Genomic DNA, 16,540 nt, shown 5'->3' with positions numbered 1-16,540 from the left:
GGCACTACGATGGAACCTTCCACGCCCGCAGCGCCCATCCTGCCTACCAAAACAAGCCATTACGGCTTTTACCTGGGAGGCCCGACGCATCCTCATGGGGAACAAGGGGAACTCAATGTCGTTCATCGGCCGTGACATGGCTATCGACCTCGGGACTGCCAACACGCTGGTGTACGTCAGGGGGCGCGGCATCGTTCTGAACGAGCCGTCCGTCGTGGCCATCAACACCAACACCGGCGGCATTCTGGCGGTCGGCGCCGAGGCCAAGAAGATGATCGGCCGTACGCCCGGCAACATCGTCGCCGTACGGCCTCTGAAGGACGGCGTCATCGCCGACTTCGAGATCACGGAGCGGATGCTCCGCTACTTCATCCTGAAGATCCACAAGCGCCGCTACCTGGCCCGCCCCCGGGTCGTCGTCTGCGTGCCCTCCGGCATCACCGGGGTCGAGCGACGCGCCGTGATCGAGGCGTCGACCCAGGCCGGCGCCCGCCAGGTGCACATCATCGAGGAGCCCATGGCGGCGGCCATCGGCTCGGGCCTCCCGGTCCACGAGGCCACCGGCAACATGGTGGTCGACATCGGCGGCGGCACCACCGAGGTCGCGGTGATCTCGCTCGGCGGGATCGTCACCGCCCAGTCCATCCGGGTCGCCGGTGACGAGCTGGACAACGCGATCATCCAGCACATCAAGAAGGAGTACTCGCTCCTCCTGGGTGAGCGCACCGCCGAACAGATCAAGATCACCATCGGCTCGGCGTACGACCTGGAGAAGGACGAGCACACCGAGATCCGCGGCCGCGACCTGGTCTCGGGCCTGCCCAAGACCGTCGTCATCTCGGCCGGCGAGGTCCGCAAGGCCATCGAGGAGCCGGTCAACGCGATCGTGGACGCGGTCAAGACGACGCTCGACAAGTGCCCGCCGGAGCTGTCCGGCGACGTCATGGACCGCGGCATCGTCCTCACCGGCGGCGGCGCGCTGCTGCGCGGCCTGGACGAGCGGCTGCGCAACGAGACGGGCATGCCGATCCACATCGCCGAGGACCCGCTGGACTCGGTGGCGCTCGGCTCCGGCAAGTGCGTCGAGGAGTTTGAGGCGCTCCAGCAGGTCCTGGACGCCCAGCCCCGACGGTAGTAACCCACGGCCCCCCGCGCGGACGCTGCCGCTCCGCGCGGGGGACCGCGTGACATACAGGCACGATCATTCCTACGAGGAAGGCACGGCCGCCGCACTGTGAGGGACACACGAGAGAGCCGGCTGCTCCTGGTGCTGCTGATCGCCATCGCGTTCGCGCTGATCACGGTGGACATCCGCGGCGGTGAGGCGTCACCGGTGGACGGCGCCCGGCAGGCCGCCGCCACGGTCTTCGGACCCGTGGAGAACGGCGTGGCGTCGGCGGTCGACCCGGTGGGCAACGCCATAGGGGCGGTCCGTGCCTCCGGCGCCCGCCACGACAAGATCGCCGCGCTGGAGAAGCAGAACGCCGAGCTGAAGGCGAAGCTCGGCAGCGACGACCGCAACCGCAGCCGGGTCCGCCAGCTGGACGACATGCTGAAGAAGTCGGCCACCGGCCAGTACGGCATCGCGGCCGCCGAGGTCATCGCCATAGGAGCGGCTCAGGGCTTCTCCTGGACGGTCACCATCGACGCGGGGACCAAGGACGGCGTCAAGCGCGACATGACCGTCATCAACGGGGACGGGCTCGTCGGCCGCGTCACCACCGTCGGCCCGGACACCGCGACGGTGCTCCTCGCCAACGACCCCGACTTCACCGTCGGCACCCGGATGGAGTCCACCGACGAGCTGGGCTTCGCCACCGGCCAGGGCTCGCGCCCGCTGGCGGTGCAGTTCCTCAACGGCAAGGCCAAGGTCAAGAAGGGCGACCGGCTCGTCACCTTCGGCTCCAGCAAGGACAAGCCGTTCGTACCAGGCGTCCCGGTCGGCCAGGTCGTCCGCGTCGACCCCTCGGGCGGCGGCCTCACCCGGACCGTCTACGTCCGCCCGTACGTCTCCTTCACCAAGCTCGACATCGTCGGCATCGTCGTCCAGGCCCCGCGCCAGGACCCCCGCGACTCGGTCCTGCCGGAGAAGCCGAAGGCGCCCGCCAAGCCGAAGCCCACGCCGACCGTCACCGTCACCATCTCGCCCAACGGCGACATCGTGGACACCGAGGGCAACGTGGTCGGCAACATCCACGAGAGCCCGAGCCCCAGCGGGAACGCCACTCCGAACGCCGACAACGCGGTCAACGAACAGAGGTAGAGCTGATCCCCATGCACGTCAACCGGACCCTGCTCTCCATCGTTCTGGTCGTCTTCGCCCTCGTCGTCCAGGTCTCCGTGCTCGCCCGCCTCCAGCTCCCCGGCGCCGTGCCCGACCTGCTGCTCATGGTCGTCCTCGGCCTGGCCTTCGTGTACGGGCACGTCAGCGGCGCCCTGATCGGCTTCGGCGCCGGCCTCCTCGCGGACCTGGCGCCCCCGGCCGACCACGCCGCCGGGCGCTACGCCCTCGTCCTCTGCGTCATCGGCTACCTCGCGGGCCTGGCCCGGCCGGAGAACGGCCAGCTCAAGTCCGCGTTCCTGCCGATGGCCGTGGTCGTCGCGGCGGCGATCGGATCGACCCTGCTGTACGCGGGCGTCGGCGCCCTCGTCGGCGACACGGCGGCCCGCCACGTGGGCCTCGGCAGCCTGCTGTTCACGGCCGCGGTGTACGACCTCCTCCTGGCGCCGTTCACCGTGCCGCTGATCATGGCGCTCGCCAGACGCACCGTGAACGACCCCGTCACCGAGTCCTCCTCGGGGCGCGGCGACGTGGCGGCCGGCTGGCTGGCGGCCGGGACCGGGCTGCGGATCGGCAGCCAGCGCGGCGGACTGCGCGTGAAGGCGGCCCGCAACCGGGCGGCACGCGCCGGACGGATCAAGGGAGTCAAGCGACTGTGAGGCAGCACCACGCCGGGCCCCGCCCACGGACCACCACCGGGGGCGCCCCGTGAGCAACATCCCCGAGACGGGCCGCACCCAGCGCGTCCAGATCCGGCTGATCGTCATCCAGGTCCTCGTCTTCTCGCTGCTCCTCACCCTCGGCGGCCGCCTCTGGTACCTCCAGATCCGCAACGGGCAGGAGTACTCGGACGAGGCGAAGAACAACCACGTCCAGCAGGTCGTCCAGCCCGCCGCCCGCGGCTCCATCCTCGACGCGCGGGGCGTCCCGCTCGCCGACAACGAGACCCGCCTCGTGGTCTCCGCCAGCCGCACCGAGCTGCTGAAGATGGCCGACGACGGCAAGGCCGTGCTGACCCGGCTCGCCGACGTCCTCGACATGAAGCCGAAGGACGTCTTCGACAAGGTCCGGCTCTGCGACGCCAAGACCCCGCAGCCCTGCTGGAACGGCTCGCCCTACCAGCCGATCCCGGTCACCGACGAGGCCACCACCCAGCAGGCCCTGACGATCCGCGAGCGCGCCGAGGACTTCCCCGGCATCACCGCGGAGCCCACCGCCGTCCGCCGCTACGCCGCACCCGGCAAGGCGAACACCGCCCAGGTCCTCGGCTACCTCTCGCCCGTCACGGACGAGGAGATCACCAAGGCCCAGGACAGCGACTCGCCGTATCTGCGCTCCGACATGGTCGGCCGCTCCGGACTGGAGCGCACGTACGACAAGGAGCTGCGCGGCAAGGCCGGCGTCACCCGCTACGAGGTCGACAACCTGGGCCGGGTCATCGGCCAGGCCAAGAACGACGAGGCGGAGCCCGGTGCCAGCGTCGTCACCTCGATCGACGCCCGCGTCCAGGCCGTCGCCGAGTACGAACTCAACGACGCCATGAAGGAGGCACGCAAAGCCTTCGACACCAACACCGGTGAGAACTACAAGGCCGACTCCGGAGCGGTCGTCGTCATGGAGGCCAAGACCGGCCGGGTCGTCGCCATGGCGTCCCTGCCCAACTACGACCCGAACTCCTGGGTCGGCGGCATCTCCGCGAAGGACTACGCCAAGCTCACCGGCAAGAAGTCCAACTTCCCGCTGCTGAACCGGGCCATCCAGGGCCAGGCCGCCCCCGGCTCGATCTTCAAGGTGATCTCCTCGACCGCCGCGGTCAACGCCGGATACCCCTTCGACGGGCACTACCCCTGCCCCAGCTCGTACTCCATCGGCGGGCAGACCTTCAAGAACTTCGAGTCCCAGGGCTACGGCGACATCACCATCGGCCGCGCCCTGGAGGTCTCCTGCGACACCGTGTACTACGGCATCGCGCACAAGGAGTGGGCGAAGGACGGCGGCAACAACCCGAAGAAGCACCCCAACGACTGGTTCTACAAGACCGCCCACCAGTTCGGCCTGGGCAAGGAGACCGGCATCGACCTCCCCAACGAGGTCAGCGGCCGCGTCCCGGACCGCGAGTGGAAGAAGAACTTCGCCGAGGCCAACCACGACGCCTGGTGCAAGCAGGGCAAGAAGGACGGCACGTACGTCGAGAAGATCGCCTACGAGAACTGCCTCGAAGGCGACAAGATGCGCGCCGGTGACTCCGTCAACTACTCCATCGGCCAGGGCGACACCCTCGTCACGCCGATCCAGATGGCCACCATCTACGCGGCCATCTCCAACGGCGGCACGCTCTACGACCCCACCGTCGGCAAGGCGATCGTCAGCGGCGACGGCAAAACCGTCCAGGAGATCGAGCCCAAGTCGCACGGCAAGCTGCCGTTCACCAAGAAGACGCGCAACGAGATAGACGAAGCCCTCGCGGGTGTCGCGACCCGCGGTTCGGCCGCCTGGCGATTCGGCGGCTGGCCGCAGGACAAGATCCCGATGCACGCCAAGACGGGTACCGCCGAGGTCTACGGCAAGCAGACGACCTCCTGGTTCGCCACGTACACCAAGGACTACTCGATCGTCATGACGATCTCCCAGGGCGGTACGGGTTCCGGTGCGTCCGGGCCCGCTGTCCGCCGCATCTACAACGCGCTGTACGGGCTCGACCCCTCCGGCAAGCAGGACCTCAAGAAGGCTCTCCTGCCGACGCCGCAGAAGGGCCTGCCGAAGATCCAGACGGACGGCACCATCGACGCCCCGAAGATCAAGCCGTACGACCCCGACTCGCAGAAGCCGCCCGCCGAGCAGACGCTCGCCGCGGTGCTGGGGAGGCGCGACTGATGGCCGGATTCTCCGTCCCGCGCTACGGCCCCGAGCGCTCCGGCTGGGGCCGGCTCATGGCCCGCGACTCCGTCGTGCGCCGGCTCGACTGGCCGCTCCTCGGCTCGGCGGTCGCGCTCTCCTTCATCGGCTCGCTGCTGGTCTGGTCGGCGACCCGGGGACGCGACTCACTGACCCACGGGGACCCGTACTACTTCCTGTTCCGGCACGCGCTGAACACCGGCATCGGCATGGCGCTGATGATCGGCACGATCTGGCTCGGCCACCGCACCCTGCGCGGCGCCGTGCCGATCCTCTACGGGCTGTCCGTGGTCCTCGTCCTGGCGGTCCTCACCCCGCTGGGCGCCACCGTCAACGGCGCCCACGCCTGGATCCTGCTGCCCGGCGGCTTCTCCATCCAGCCGTCCGAGTTCACCAAGATCACCATCATCCTGGGCATGGCGATGATCCTCGCCGCCCGCGTGGACGCGGGCGACCAGGTCCACCCCGACCACCGGACCGTCGCCAAGGCCCTCGGCCTCGCGGCGCTCCCCATGGTCATCGTCATGGGGATGCCGGACCTCGGCTCCGTGATGGTCATGGTCGTCATCGTGCTCGGGGTGCTGCTGGCCTCCGGCGCCTCCAACCGCTGGGTCTTCGGTCTCCTCGGCGCGGGCGTGGCCGGGGCGGTCGCCATCTGGCAGCTCGGGCTGCTGGACGACTACCAGATCGCCCGCTTCGCCGCCTTCGCCAACCCGGCGCTCGACCCGGCCGGTGTCGGCTACAACACCAACCAGGCCCGCATCGCGATCGGCTCCGGCGGACTGCACGGCACCGGCCTCTTCCAGGGCACCCAGACCACCGGGCAGTTCGTCCCCGAGCAGCAGACCGACTTCGTCTTCACGGTCGCCGGCGAGGAGCTGGGCTTCCTCGGCGCCGGGCTCATCCTCGTGCTGCTCGGCGTCGTCCTGTGGCGCGCCTGCCGCATCGCCCGCGAGACGACCGAGCTGTACGGCACGGTGGTCGCCGCCGGGATCATCGCCTGGTTCGCCTTCCAGTCCTTCGAGAACATCGGCATGACGCTCGGCATCATGCCGGTCGCCGGACTCCCGCTGCCGTTCGTCTCCTACGGCGGCTCCTCGATGTTCGCCGTCTGGGTCGCGATCGGTCTGCTCCAGTCGATCCGGGTGCAACGGCCGATAACGGCCTGAGCGGTTTCGCGGGGGCGCGTTAGGTTCGTTACATGGCGGACTCCAAGCGCGAGATCGAGCGGAAGTACGAAGCCACCGACGCCACCCGGCTGCCCGACCTGGGCCGGGTGGCCGGGGTCGGGTCCGTCGCGCACGAGGGCGTCATGGAGCTCGACGCCGTCTACTACGACACCGAGGACCTGCGCCTCGCCGCCGGAAGCATCACCCTTCGCCGCCGCACCGGGGGCTCCGACGCCGGCTGGCACCTGAAGCTCCCCGTCGCCGAGGGCGTCCGTGACGAGATCCGGGCCCCGCTCTCCGACCGCGTACCGGCCCGCCTCACCGCCCTGATCCGCTCCCGGGTCCTCGACACCCCCGTCGTCCCCGTCGTCCGGCTGGTCTCCGTCCGCGACGTCCACGTACTCCTGGACGACGACGGCTCCCCGCTCGCGGAGCTGAGTGTCGACGAGGTCCTCGCGGAGCGGCTCCACGGCGGCGACCGCACCGCCACCTGGACCGAGATCGAGGCCGAGCTCGCCGACGACGGCGACCCCGCCTTCCTCGACACCGTCGGCCGCGCGCTGGAGGAGGCCGGCATCCGGCCCTCCGCCGCCCCCTCCAAACTGGCCCGCGCGCTGACGGAAACGGGACCGGAAGCCACCCGCCCCCGGGAGGACGAACCGCGCACCGCCGGTGACCACGTCCTGCGCTACGTACGCCGCCAGGCCGAGGCGATCGTGGCGCTCGACCCGGCCGTGCGGCGGGGTCAGCCGGACTCCGTGCACCGGATGCGCGTCGCCACCCGCCGGCTGCGCAGCGCCCTGCGCACGTACCGCCGGGTCCTGGACCGCGAGGCCACCCGCCCCCTGGGCACCGAGCTGAAGTGGCTCGCGGGGGAGCTGGGGGTCGACCGGGACCAGGAGGTGCTGGACGCCCGGCTGCGCGCCCGGCTCGGCGAGCTGCCCCGGCCCCTGGTCATCGGACCGGCCGGGGCGCGGCTGCGGCTCTGGTCGGCGGCGGGGCGCAGCGGTTCGCGCCGGCGCACGGCCGCCGTCCTGGACTCCGCGCGCTATCTGGACCTGCTGCGCGCCCTGGATGCGCTGCTCGCCGCCCCGCCGCTGCTGCCCGGGGCCGCCGGGGAGCCGGGCGACGAGCTGGTCCGCGCGGTGCGCAAGGACCACAAGCGCCTCGCCGGCCGGGTGGCGCGGGCCCTGGAACTGCCGCCGGGGGCGGACCGGGACGCCGCGCTGCACAACGCCCGCAAGGCCGCGAAGAGGGCCCGGTACGCGGCGGAGGCCGCCCGCCCCGCACTCGGCGGGCCCGCGAAGAAGGCGGCCAAGCGCCTCAAGGCCGTACAGAGCCTCCTCGGCGACCACCAGGACGGCGTCGTCGCGCGCGAGACCCTGCGTGCCCTCGCCGTACAGGCACACGCGGCGGGGGAGCCCTCGTTCACCTGGGGACTGGTGTACGGGCGGGAGGAGGCGGCCGCCGCCGCGACCGAGCGCGAGCTGCCCGGGGCGTGGCACCGGGCCCACCGGGCCCGTATCCGGCGGGCGCGGGGACACTGAGCAGCGAGGTACGCTGGATGGTCACCCCTGCCGGCTCTCGAAAGTTCGCGATGTCTGTCGATTCGGTCTTCCCACAGCTCGAAGCTCTGCTCCCGCATGTGCAGAAGCCCATCCAGTACGTCGGCGGTGAGCTGAACTCCACCGTCAAGCCGTGGGACGAGTGCGACGTCCGCTGGGCGCTGATGTACCCGGACGCGTACGAGGTCGGGCTGCCCAACCAGGGCGTCATGATCCTGTACGAGGTACTCAACGAGCGCCAGGGCGTCCTCGCCGAGCGCACCTACAGCGTCTGGCCGGACCTCGAAGCGCTGATGCGCGAGCACGAGGTGCCGCAGTTCACCGTGGACAGCCACCGCCCGGTCAAGGCGTTCGACGTCTTCGGGCTCAGCTTCTCCACCGAGCTGGGCTACACCAACATGCTCACCGCCCTGGACCTGGCCGGCATCCCGCTGGCCGCCAAGGACCGGGACATCGACGACCCGATCGTGCTTGCGGGCGGCCACGCCGCGTTCAACCCGGAGCCGATCGCGGAGTTCATCGACTGCGCGGTCATCGGCGACGGCGAGCAGGCGGTCCTGGAGATCACCGAGATCGTCCGCGCCTGGAAGGCCGAGGGCCGCCCCGGGGGCCGCGAGGAGGTGCTGTTCCGCCTGGCGAGGACCGGTGGCGTGTACGTCCCCGGCTTCTACGACGTGGAGTACCTCCCGGACGGCCGCATCGGCCGCGTCGTACCGAACAAGTCGGGCGTGCCGTGGCGGGTGTCCAAGCACACCGTCATGGACCTGGACGAGTGGCCCTACCCGAAGCAGCCCCTGGTCCCGCTCGCCGAGACCGTCCACGAGCGGATGTCCGTGGAGATCTTCCGCGGCTGCACCCGCGGCTGCCGTTTCTGCCAGGCCGGCATGATCACGCGCCCCGTGCGGGAGCGAAGCATCACCGGCATCGGCGAGATGGTGGAGAAGGGCCTCAAGGCGACCGGCTTCGAGGAGGTCGGCCTGCTCTCCCTCTCCTCCGCCGACCACACGGAGATCGGTGAGATCGCCAAGGGCCTCGCGGACCGCTACACCGAGGACAAGATCGGCCTCTCGCTGCCGTCCACCCGCGTCGACGCGTTCAACGTGGACCTGGCCAACGAGCTGACCCGCAACGGCCGCCGTTCCGGTCTCACCTTCGCCCCCGAGGGCGGCTCCGAGCGCATGCGCAAGGTCATCAACAAGATGGTCTCGGAGGAGGACCTGATCCGCACGGTCGCCACCGCGTACGGCAACGGCTGGCGCCAGGTGAAGCTGTACTTCATGTGCGGTCTGCCCACCGAGACCGACGAGGACGTCCTCCAGATCGGCGACATGGCGGTCAACGTGATCGCCAAGGGCCGCGAGGTCTCCGGCCAGAACGACATCCGCTGCACGGTCTCCATCGGCGGCTTCGTGCCCAAGCCGCACACCCCGTTCCAGTGGGCGCCGCAGCTCAGCGCCGAGGAGACCGACGCCCGGCTCGGCAAGCTCCGGGACAAGATCCGCGGCGACAAGAAGTACGGCCGCTCGATCGGTTTCCGCTACCACGACGGCAAGCCGGGCATCGTCGAGGGCCTGCTCTCGCGCGGTGACCGCCGGGTCGGCTCCGTCATCCGCGCGGTCTACGAGGCCGGCGGCCGGTTCGACGGCTGGCGCGAGTACTTCAGCTACGACCTGTGGATGAAGAGCGCCGAGGCGACCCTGCCGGAGTTCGGCGTGGACGTCGACTGGTACACCACCCGCGAGCGGACCTACGAGGAGGTCCTGCCCTGGGACCACCTGGACTCCGGCCTCGACAAGGACTGGCTCTGGGAGGACTGGCAGGACTCGCTGGACGAGACCGAGGTCGAGGACTGCCGCTGGACCCCGTGCTTCGACTGCGGGGTGTGCCCGCAGATGGACACCAGCATCCAGATCGGCCCGACCGGCAAGAAGCTCCTGCCGCTGACGGTCGTGAAGTGAGCCGCGAAGCGATCGCGGGCGTGTGACAGCTCGGTGACGAAGGCCCGGTCCGGGGAAACTCCCGGCCGGGCCTTCGCGTCATGGGGGACATGGAACAGGGAAAGCACCGGGCGCCCGCGGAGTACGGCGCCCACCAGGCGCCCGCGCACTACGAGGGCGGCGACGGCTGCCTCACCACACTCATCCGGATCCCGGTCCGGATCGTGGTCCTCCTCGTCGTCCTGCCGGTACGGATGGTGTGGGACGCCCTCGTCGTCACCGCGAGGGCCGCCGAACGGGTGCTGTTCCGCCCGCTCGGACGCGCCCTGGCCCGGCTCTTCGACGTCCTGGTCGTGATCCCGGCGGGGTGGCTGTGGGGGCACGTCTGCGTCCCGCTCGGGCACGCCCTGTTCTGGCTGGCCCGCGCCGTGTTCGTCTGGCCGTGGGTCGCGCTCTGGCGTTACGTCGTGGTGCCCGTGGCCCGGTACGGGATCGTGCTGCCGCTCCGATGGGCGTACGCGCATCTGCTCACCCCGCTCGGACACGGGCTGCGGTGGCTGTACCGGGAAGTGCTGGTCCCGGCGGCGCGATGGCTCGGGACCGCCCTGAAGTGGCTGCTCACCATGGTGCTCGTCCTGCCGGTGGTGCTGCTGTGGCGGTACGTCCTGGTGCCCGTCGGGCTCGCCGTTGCCCGGCTCGTCCGGTATCTGATCGTGGTCCCGCTCGCCTGGACGTACCGGAACGTGCTCACCCCGGTGGGCCACGGCATCGCCTGGGTGCTGGATCTGGTGATCCGGGGGACCGAGGCGTCCCTCCGGGGCATCGGCATCGCGCTGCGGTGGCTCGTCGTCGTGCTTCTCGTCACGCCCGTCGTCCGGGTCTACCGGCACGTCCTGACTCCGCTCGGGCGCGAGATCGCCGCCGCGCTCGGGATCGCCTGGCGGGTCGCCGGACACCTCTCCCGGGCGGTCGGCCGGGCGCTCGCCTGGCTCGCCCGGAACCTGATCGCCGCGCCGGTGCGCTGGGCGTACCGCACGGTGTGCGTCCCGGTCGGACACTTCGTGCGCGACGCCTTCCTGGCACCCGCCGGGCGGGCCCTGCGCGCGGTGGGCCGCACGGCCCGCCAGACGCTGCGCACGGCCCGGGAAACGGTCCGCCGGGCCAGGCGCGACGCCTGGCGCGCCCTGGTCGGTGCGCCCGCCGAACCCGAGCCCGGGGAACCAGGAAGCCCCCTTGCGCGTACTCTGGGTAGTGCAACGACCGTGCCCAGCGCGGTGCCAGGACCAGAGTTCTCCCCGCTCCCGGAGAAATCCGCACAGCAGGGGTGAGCCGGACCGGGCCCCCGGGCCACCCGTATTTCGAGGGCGGCGCGCCACCGCGCCCGCCCCGCACCGAGGAGAAGAACCACTGGGCAAGCGACAGCCCGAAGGCCCGCCGCCCGCACCGGCGGTGCAGCGCATCCGACTGCGCTACACCAAGCGCGGCCGCCTCCGGTTCACCAGCCACCGCGACTTCCAGCGTGCCTTCGAGCGGGCGCTGCGCCGCTCCCAGGTGCCCATGGCCTACTCGGCGGGCTTCACCCCCCACCCCAAGGTGTCGTACGCCAACGCCGCCCCCACCGGTACGGGCAGCGAGGCCGAGTTCCTGGAGATCGCGCTCACCGAGCCCCGTGACCCGGGCGTCCTGCGTGAGCTGCTCAACGACTCCATGCCGGACGGTCTGGACATCACGGACGCCGTCGAGGCCCGCACCTCGGGTCTCGCCGACCGGCTGACCGCCTCCGTCTGGGAGATCCGCCTCGACGGGGTGACCCGGGAGGACGCGGAGAAGGCCGTGTCCGCCTTCAACGCGGCGGAGACCGTCGAGGTCGAGCGCCGTACGAAGAACGGCATGCGGGCCTTCGACGCCCGTTCCGCCGTGGTGGACCTGCGGACCCTCGATCTTCCGGCCGATAGGCCCGGTGACAGGGCCTGTGCGATACTGCGGCTGGTTGTTCGGCACGTGACACCTGCCGTACGGCCTGACGACGTCCTGTCCGGTCTCCGCGTTGTGGCCGACCTGGCGCCGCCGGTCCCCGCAGCGGTGACCAGGCTGGCGCAGGGGCTCTTCGACGAGGAGTCCGGCACGGTGACCGACCCGCTCGCGCCCGACCGCGAGGCAGCCCCGGCCGCATCAACCACGGCCACCGGGACCGCCGTCGCGACGGCGCCGGAAGGTGCAGGTTCCGCGTAAGGCGGTCGTCGTAGCGCAGCCCTCGTGCTCGGGAGCCACCTGGGCCGGGCCGCGCGCTGACCCATAAGACTTTCGCCAGGCCGTCCGCACACCGCGTACGGAACCGGCGAGCCAAGATTCAGCTCCCGTGCGGCGCCCGCGCCCCGGACGGCGGTGCCGCGGCCACCCGCGGACCGAGCCGGACCGGAATCAGGTGCGGCGCCCGGGAGCGCGACGGGAGAAACGCCCGCATGCCCCAGCCGAACGAACCCGGCACCGCCGGGAACGCCGAAGACAACAACACCCCCGGGGACAAGCTGCCCCCGCGCCGCAGGCGCCGCGCCGCCTCCCGCCCCGCCGGCCCGCCGTCGGCCGGGGCGCAGGCCGCCACCGACGCGTCGGCCATACCGTCCGTTGACGCCGCAGAGTCCCCGAGCACGGAGCCGGCCGCCGAGGCCGCCCCCGCCCGCCCCCGCCGCCGCGCGGTCCGCAAGGCCACCTCCCCGGCCGGTGCGCCGCAGGCCGCCGAGCAGGCCGGGACCGCGGAGCCCGTGACCCCCGAGCCGGCCGCGGCCGAGCCCGTGGCGGAGCCCGCCGCCGAACCGGCCGCCGAGCCCGTCGCCGAGGCCCCCCGCCGCCGCCGTGCCGTCCGCAAGGCCACCTCGCCGAGCGGCGCGCCCAAGGCCGCCGAGCCGGCCGAGACCGTTGAGGAGGCCCCCGTCGTGGAGAGCCCCGAGCCCGCCGCCGAGAGCGCCGCCCCGGCGCGCCCGCGCCGCCGCGCCGTCCGCAAGGCCACCTCGCCGAGCGGCGCGCCCAAGGCCGCCGAGCCGGCCGAGATCGTCGAGGAGGCCCCCGTGGCGGAGCCCGTCGAGGAGCCGGCCGCCGAGCCCGCCGTCGAGGCCCCCCGCCGCCGCCGCGCCGTCCGCAAGGCCACCTCGCCCGCCGGTGCGCCGAAGGCCGCCGAGATCGTGACGGAGGCCGAGGAGGCCCCCGAGGCCGCCGCGCCGGTCGCCGAGGCCGCTCCCGAGCCCGCCGAGGCCCCTCGCGGCCGTACCCGCCGCAGGGCCTCCGCTCCGGCCGGTGCCCCGCAGACCGCTCCGGTGGCGCCCGCCGCCGAGGCCGGGACCGAAGAGGCCGAGGAGACCGACGAGGTCACCGAAACGGCCCAGGCCGCCGAGCCGGTCGCCGAGCCCGCCGAGGCCCCCCGCGGCCGCCGCCGCGCCACCCGTCGGGCCTCGTCCCCGGCCGGTGCGCCGAAGGCCGCCGCCGAGCAGCCCGCCGAGGCCGCCCAGACCGGTGAGAGCCTGCCCGAGGCTGCCGTGGAGGAGCTGGCCGCCGAGCCCGTCGAGGTCGAGGAGGCCGCCCCGCGCGGCCGTCAGCGCCGCCGGGCCACCGCCGCCGCCGGCCGACCCGAGTTCACCGCCGAGCCGGAGGAGCCCGCGCGCCGCGGCCGTCGGGCCACCCGCCCGGCCGTCGCCGTCTTCCAGGCGCCGGTCTTCGCCGAGCCGATGTTCCAGACCCCGGAGACCGCGGCCGCCGCCGCGGCCGCCGCCTCGCACGAGGAGCCCGAGGACGAGGCCGCCCCGGTCCGGGACGAGACGCCCGCGCCCGCCGAGACCGCGTCGCAGGGCGGTTCGCGCCGCCGTCGCCGCCGTCGCGGTGAGGCCGCCGACGCCGAGACCACCGAGGCCGTGCCGGCCGCCCCGGCGCAGGAGCGGGCCGAGGACGAGCAGGAGCCGGAGGCCGCCGCCGAGGCCGAGCAGGACGGCGAGGACACCGACGAGTACGGCGACCGCCCGTCGCGCCGCCGTCGCCGGGGCGGCCGTCGCCGCCGCCGGGGCGAGGCCGCCGAGGACGAGGGCGCCGAGCAGCAGACGGACGACGAGCACGGCGACCGGGCCGAGGACGAGCCCGAGGCCGCCCAGGAGTCCGGGGACGAGGCCGACGAGGAGGACGACGAGCGCGAGTCCGCCGCCTCCGGCACGAGCAGCAGCCGCCGTCGCCGTCGCCGCCGTCGTCGCAGCGGTGACGCGGTGGGCGATGCCGAGAACGGCTCGGACGACCCGGAGCGCACCGTCGTCAAGGTCCGCGAGCCCCGCAAGAAGGAGGAGCGGGAGCCCGGCACCGGCTTCGACGAGGTCCAGTCCATCAAGGGCTCGACCCGCATGGAGGCCAAGAAGCAGCGCCGCCGCGAGGGCCGCGAGCAGGGCCGCCGCCGGGTGCCGATCATCACCGAGGCGGAGTTCCTGGCGCGCCGCGAGGCCGTCGAGCGCGTCATGGTCGTCCGCCAGAGCGGTGAGCGCACCCAGATCGGCGTCCTCGAGGACAACGTGCTCGTCGAGCACTACGTCAACAAGGAGCAGGCCACCAGCTACGTCGGCAACGTCTACCTGGGCAAGGTCCAGAACGTGCTGCCGTCCATGGAGGCCGCGTTCGTGGACATCGGCAAGGGCCGCAACGCCGTCCTGTACGCCGGTGAGGTCAACTTCGAGGCGCTCGGCATGGCCCACGGGCCCCGCCGTATCGAGACCGCGCTCAAGTCCGGCCAGTCCGTCCTGGTGCAGGTCACCAAGGACCCGATCGGCCACAAGGGCGCCCGCCTGACCAGCCAGGTCTCGCTGCCCGGCCGCTACCTCGTCTACGTGCCCGAGGGCTCGATGACCGGGATCAGCCGCAAGCTGCCCGACACCGAGCGCGCCCGGCTCAAGACCATCCTCAAGAAGATCGTCCCCGAGGACGCGGGCGTCATCGTGCGCACCGCCGCCGAGGGCGCGAGCGAGGACGAGCTGCGCCGTGACGTCGAGCGCCTCCAGCAGCAGTGGGAGGACATCCAGAAGAAGGCGAAGGGCACCGGCAACTCCAACGCCCCGACCCTCCTGTACGGCGAGCCGGACATGACCGTCCGGGTCGTCCGGGACATCTTCAACGAGGACTTCTCCAAGGTCATCGTCAGCGGCGACGACGCGTGGGAGACCATCCACGGCTACGTCTCGCACGTGGCGCCCGACCTGACGGACCGGCTGTCGCGGTGGACCTCCGAGGTCGACATCTTCGCGACGTACCGGATCGACGAGCAGCTGATGAAGGCGCTGGACCGCAAGGTCTACCTGCCGAGCGGCGGCTCGCTGGTGATCGACAAGACCGAGGCCATGGTCGTGGTCGACGTCAACACCGGGAAGTTCACCGGCCAGGGCGGCAACCTGGAGGAGACGGTCACCAAGAACAACCTGGAGGCGGCCGAGGAGATCGTGCGCCAGCTGCGGCTGCGCGACCTCGGCGGCATCGTGGTGGTCGACTTCATCGACATGGTGCTGGAGTCCAACCGGGACCTGGTGCTGCGGCGCCTGCTGGAGTGCCTGGGCCGCGACCGTACGAAGCACCAGGTCGCCGAGGTCACCTCGCTGGGCCTGGTCCAGATGACCCGCAAGCGGGTCGGCCAGGGGCTGCTCGAGTCCTTCTCCGAGACCTGCGTCCACTGCAACGGCCGCGGTGTCATCGTCCACATGGAGCAGCCCGCGTCGGCGGGCGGCGGTGGCGGCGGCAAGCGCTCGAAGAAGCGGCGCGGCGGCGGTCAGGACCACGACCACGACCACGGTCACGAGCACGCCCAGGACCACACCGAGGCCGAGACCGAGGCCGAGGTCGCGGCGGAGGTCGCCGCGCCGGTGGCCCTGCCCGAGCCCGAGTTCGTCCCGGACGAGGAGCTGTACAGCAGCGCCGCCGAGGCCGAGGCCGCCGCCACCCGCGGCCGCGGCCGCCGTCGGGCGACCCGCAAGGCATCGGCCCCGGCCGGCGCCCCGAAGACCTCCGCCGCCCCGGTGGAGGAGATCGTGGCGGAGCCGGTCGCGGAGCCCGTCGCGGCCCCGGAGCCGGTGGCCGAGGAGGCTCCCGCCGAGGCCCCGCAGGGCCGGACGCGCCGTCGGGCGACCCGGAAGGCGACCGCCCCGGCGGGCTCGCCGGCCCAGGCCGAGGCGGTCGTGACCGAGGCGGCCCCGGCCGAGCCCGCGCCGGCCGCCGAGCCGGCCGCGGCCCCGGACCCGGTGGCCGCCGAGGACCCGGTGGTCGAGGCGTCGCACGCCGAGGCCCCGGCCGAGGAGGCCGCCGCGCCGCCGCGTGTCCGGCGCCGCGCCACCCGCAAGGTCAGCGCGCCCGCCGGTTCCCCGGCCGGTGCCGAGGACGCCGCGGTCGTCGTGGTGGAGACCCCCGAGGCCCCCGAGACCCCCGAGGCCACGGAGGCTCCCGAGGCGGCGGAGTCCGAGGCCGAGGCGGCTCCGGCCAAGAAGGCGGCCCGCAAGACCGCCAAGAAGGCCACAGCCAAGAAGGCGGCCGTCAAGAAGACCGCGGCGAAGAAGACGGCCGCGAAGAAGACGACGGCCAAGAAGGCGGCGGCGAAGAAGACGGTGGCGGCGGAGCAGCAGACCGCCCCGGCCGTCACGGCCACGGCCGACGAGGACTGATCCGCCTCGCGTGACACGGTCCGGC

The 16,540-nt window shown here is 72.6% G+C and carries 10 protein-coding genes; all 10 read left to right on the top strand.

Annotated features, from left to right (window positions below; genetic code table 11):
* The first annotated feature begins 115 nt into the window (after nucleotides 1–115).
* The 10 genes from ACFZAT_RS17995 (at nucleotide 116) to ACFZAT_RS17950 (ending at nucleotide 16,515) form a co-directional block, all read left to right on the top strand.
* Complete coding sequence (locus ACFZAT_RS17995; protein WP_018103191.1) at nucleotides 116–1,135, top strand: rod shape-determining protein; 1,020 nt, start codon at nucleotides 116–118, stop codon at nucleotides 1,133–1,135.
* Between the two features lie 99 nt (nucleotides 1,136–1,234).
* Entirely contained in the window at nucleotides 1,235–2,263 is a 1,029-nt protein-coding gene (gene mreC, locus ACFZAT_RS17990; protein ID WP_391265193.1) for a rod shape-determining protein MreC, read from the top strand.
* A gap of 11 nt (nucleotides 2,264–2,274) precedes the next feature.
* Nucleotides 2,275–2,940: a rod shape-determining protein MreD gene (gene mreD / locus ACFZAT_RS17985; RefSeq protein ID WP_018103193.1), complete on the top strand. Its 666-nt coding sequence runs from the start codon at nucleotides 2,275–2,277 to the stop codon at nucleotides 2,938–2,940.
* A gap of 49 nt (nucleotides 2,941–2,989) precedes the next feature.
* Nucleotides 2,990–5,155 carry a penicillin-binding protein 2 gene (mrdA, locus tag ACFZAT_RS17980; RefSeq protein WP_391265192.1) on the top strand — a complete coding sequence of 722 codons (2,166 nt, stop codon included), beginning with the start codon at nucleotides 2,990–2,992 and terminating at the stop codon, nucleotides 5,153–5,155.
* On the top strand, nucleotides 5,155–6,345 hold the full coding sequence (rodA, locus tag ACFZAT_RS17975) for a rod shape-determining protein RodA (RefSeq protein ID WP_391265191.1): 1,191 nt from the start codon (nucleotides 5,155–5,157) through the stop codon (nucleotides 6,343–6,345). Before mrdA ends, rodA begins: the two co-directional genes overlap by 1 nt.
* Before the next feature lie 32 nt (nucleotides 6,346–6,377).
* The gene (locus ACFZAT_RS17970) at nucleotides 6,378–7,892 is read left to right on the top strand and encodes a CHAD domain-containing protein (protein ID WP_391265190.1); all 1,515 of its coding nucleotides are present in this window, start codon (nucleotides 6,378–6,380) and stop codon (nucleotides 7,890–7,892) included.
* A gap of 50 nt (nucleotides 7,893–7,942) precedes the next feature.
* Nucleotides 7,943–9,868, top strand: a complete 1,926-nt coding sequence (locus ACFZAT_RS17965; RefSeq protein ID WP_391265189.1) for a TIGR03960 family B12-binding radical SAM protein — start codon at nucleotides 7,943–7,945, stop codon at nucleotides 9,866–9,868.
* Nucleotides 9,869–9,957: 89 nt separating this feature from the next.
* Nucleotides 9,958–11,175 carry a hypothetical protein gene (locus ACFZAT_RS17960; protein WP_391265188.1) on the top strand — a complete coding sequence of 406 codons (1,218 nt, stop codon included), beginning with the start codon at nucleotides 9,958–9,960 and terminating at the stop codon, nucleotides 11,173–11,175.
* Nucleotides 11,176–11,296: 121 nt separating this feature from the next.
* Complete coding sequence (locus ACFZAT_RS17955; RefSeq protein ID WP_391265187.1) at nucleotides 11,297–12,079, top strand: TIGR03936 family radical SAM-associated protein; 783 nt, start codon at nucleotides 11,297–11,299, stop codon at nucleotides 12,077–12,079.
* Nucleotides 12,080–12,309: 230 nt separating this feature from the next.
* Complete coding sequence (locus ACFZAT_RS17950) at nucleotides 12,310–16,515, top strand: Rne/Rng family ribonuclease (protein WP_391265186.1); 4,206 nt, start codon at nucleotides 12,310–12,312, stop codon at nucleotides 16,513–16,515.
* Nucleotides 16,516–16,540: the final 25 nt, after the last annotated feature.

It is taken from the genome of Streptomyces sp. NPDC008163, assembly GCF_042956885.1.
GTDB lineage: Bacteria > Actinomycetota > Actinomycetes > Streptomycetales > Streptomycetaceae > Streptomyces > Streptomyces drozdowiczii_A.
This window is presented reverse-complemented; position numbering and strand designations above follow the sequence as displayed.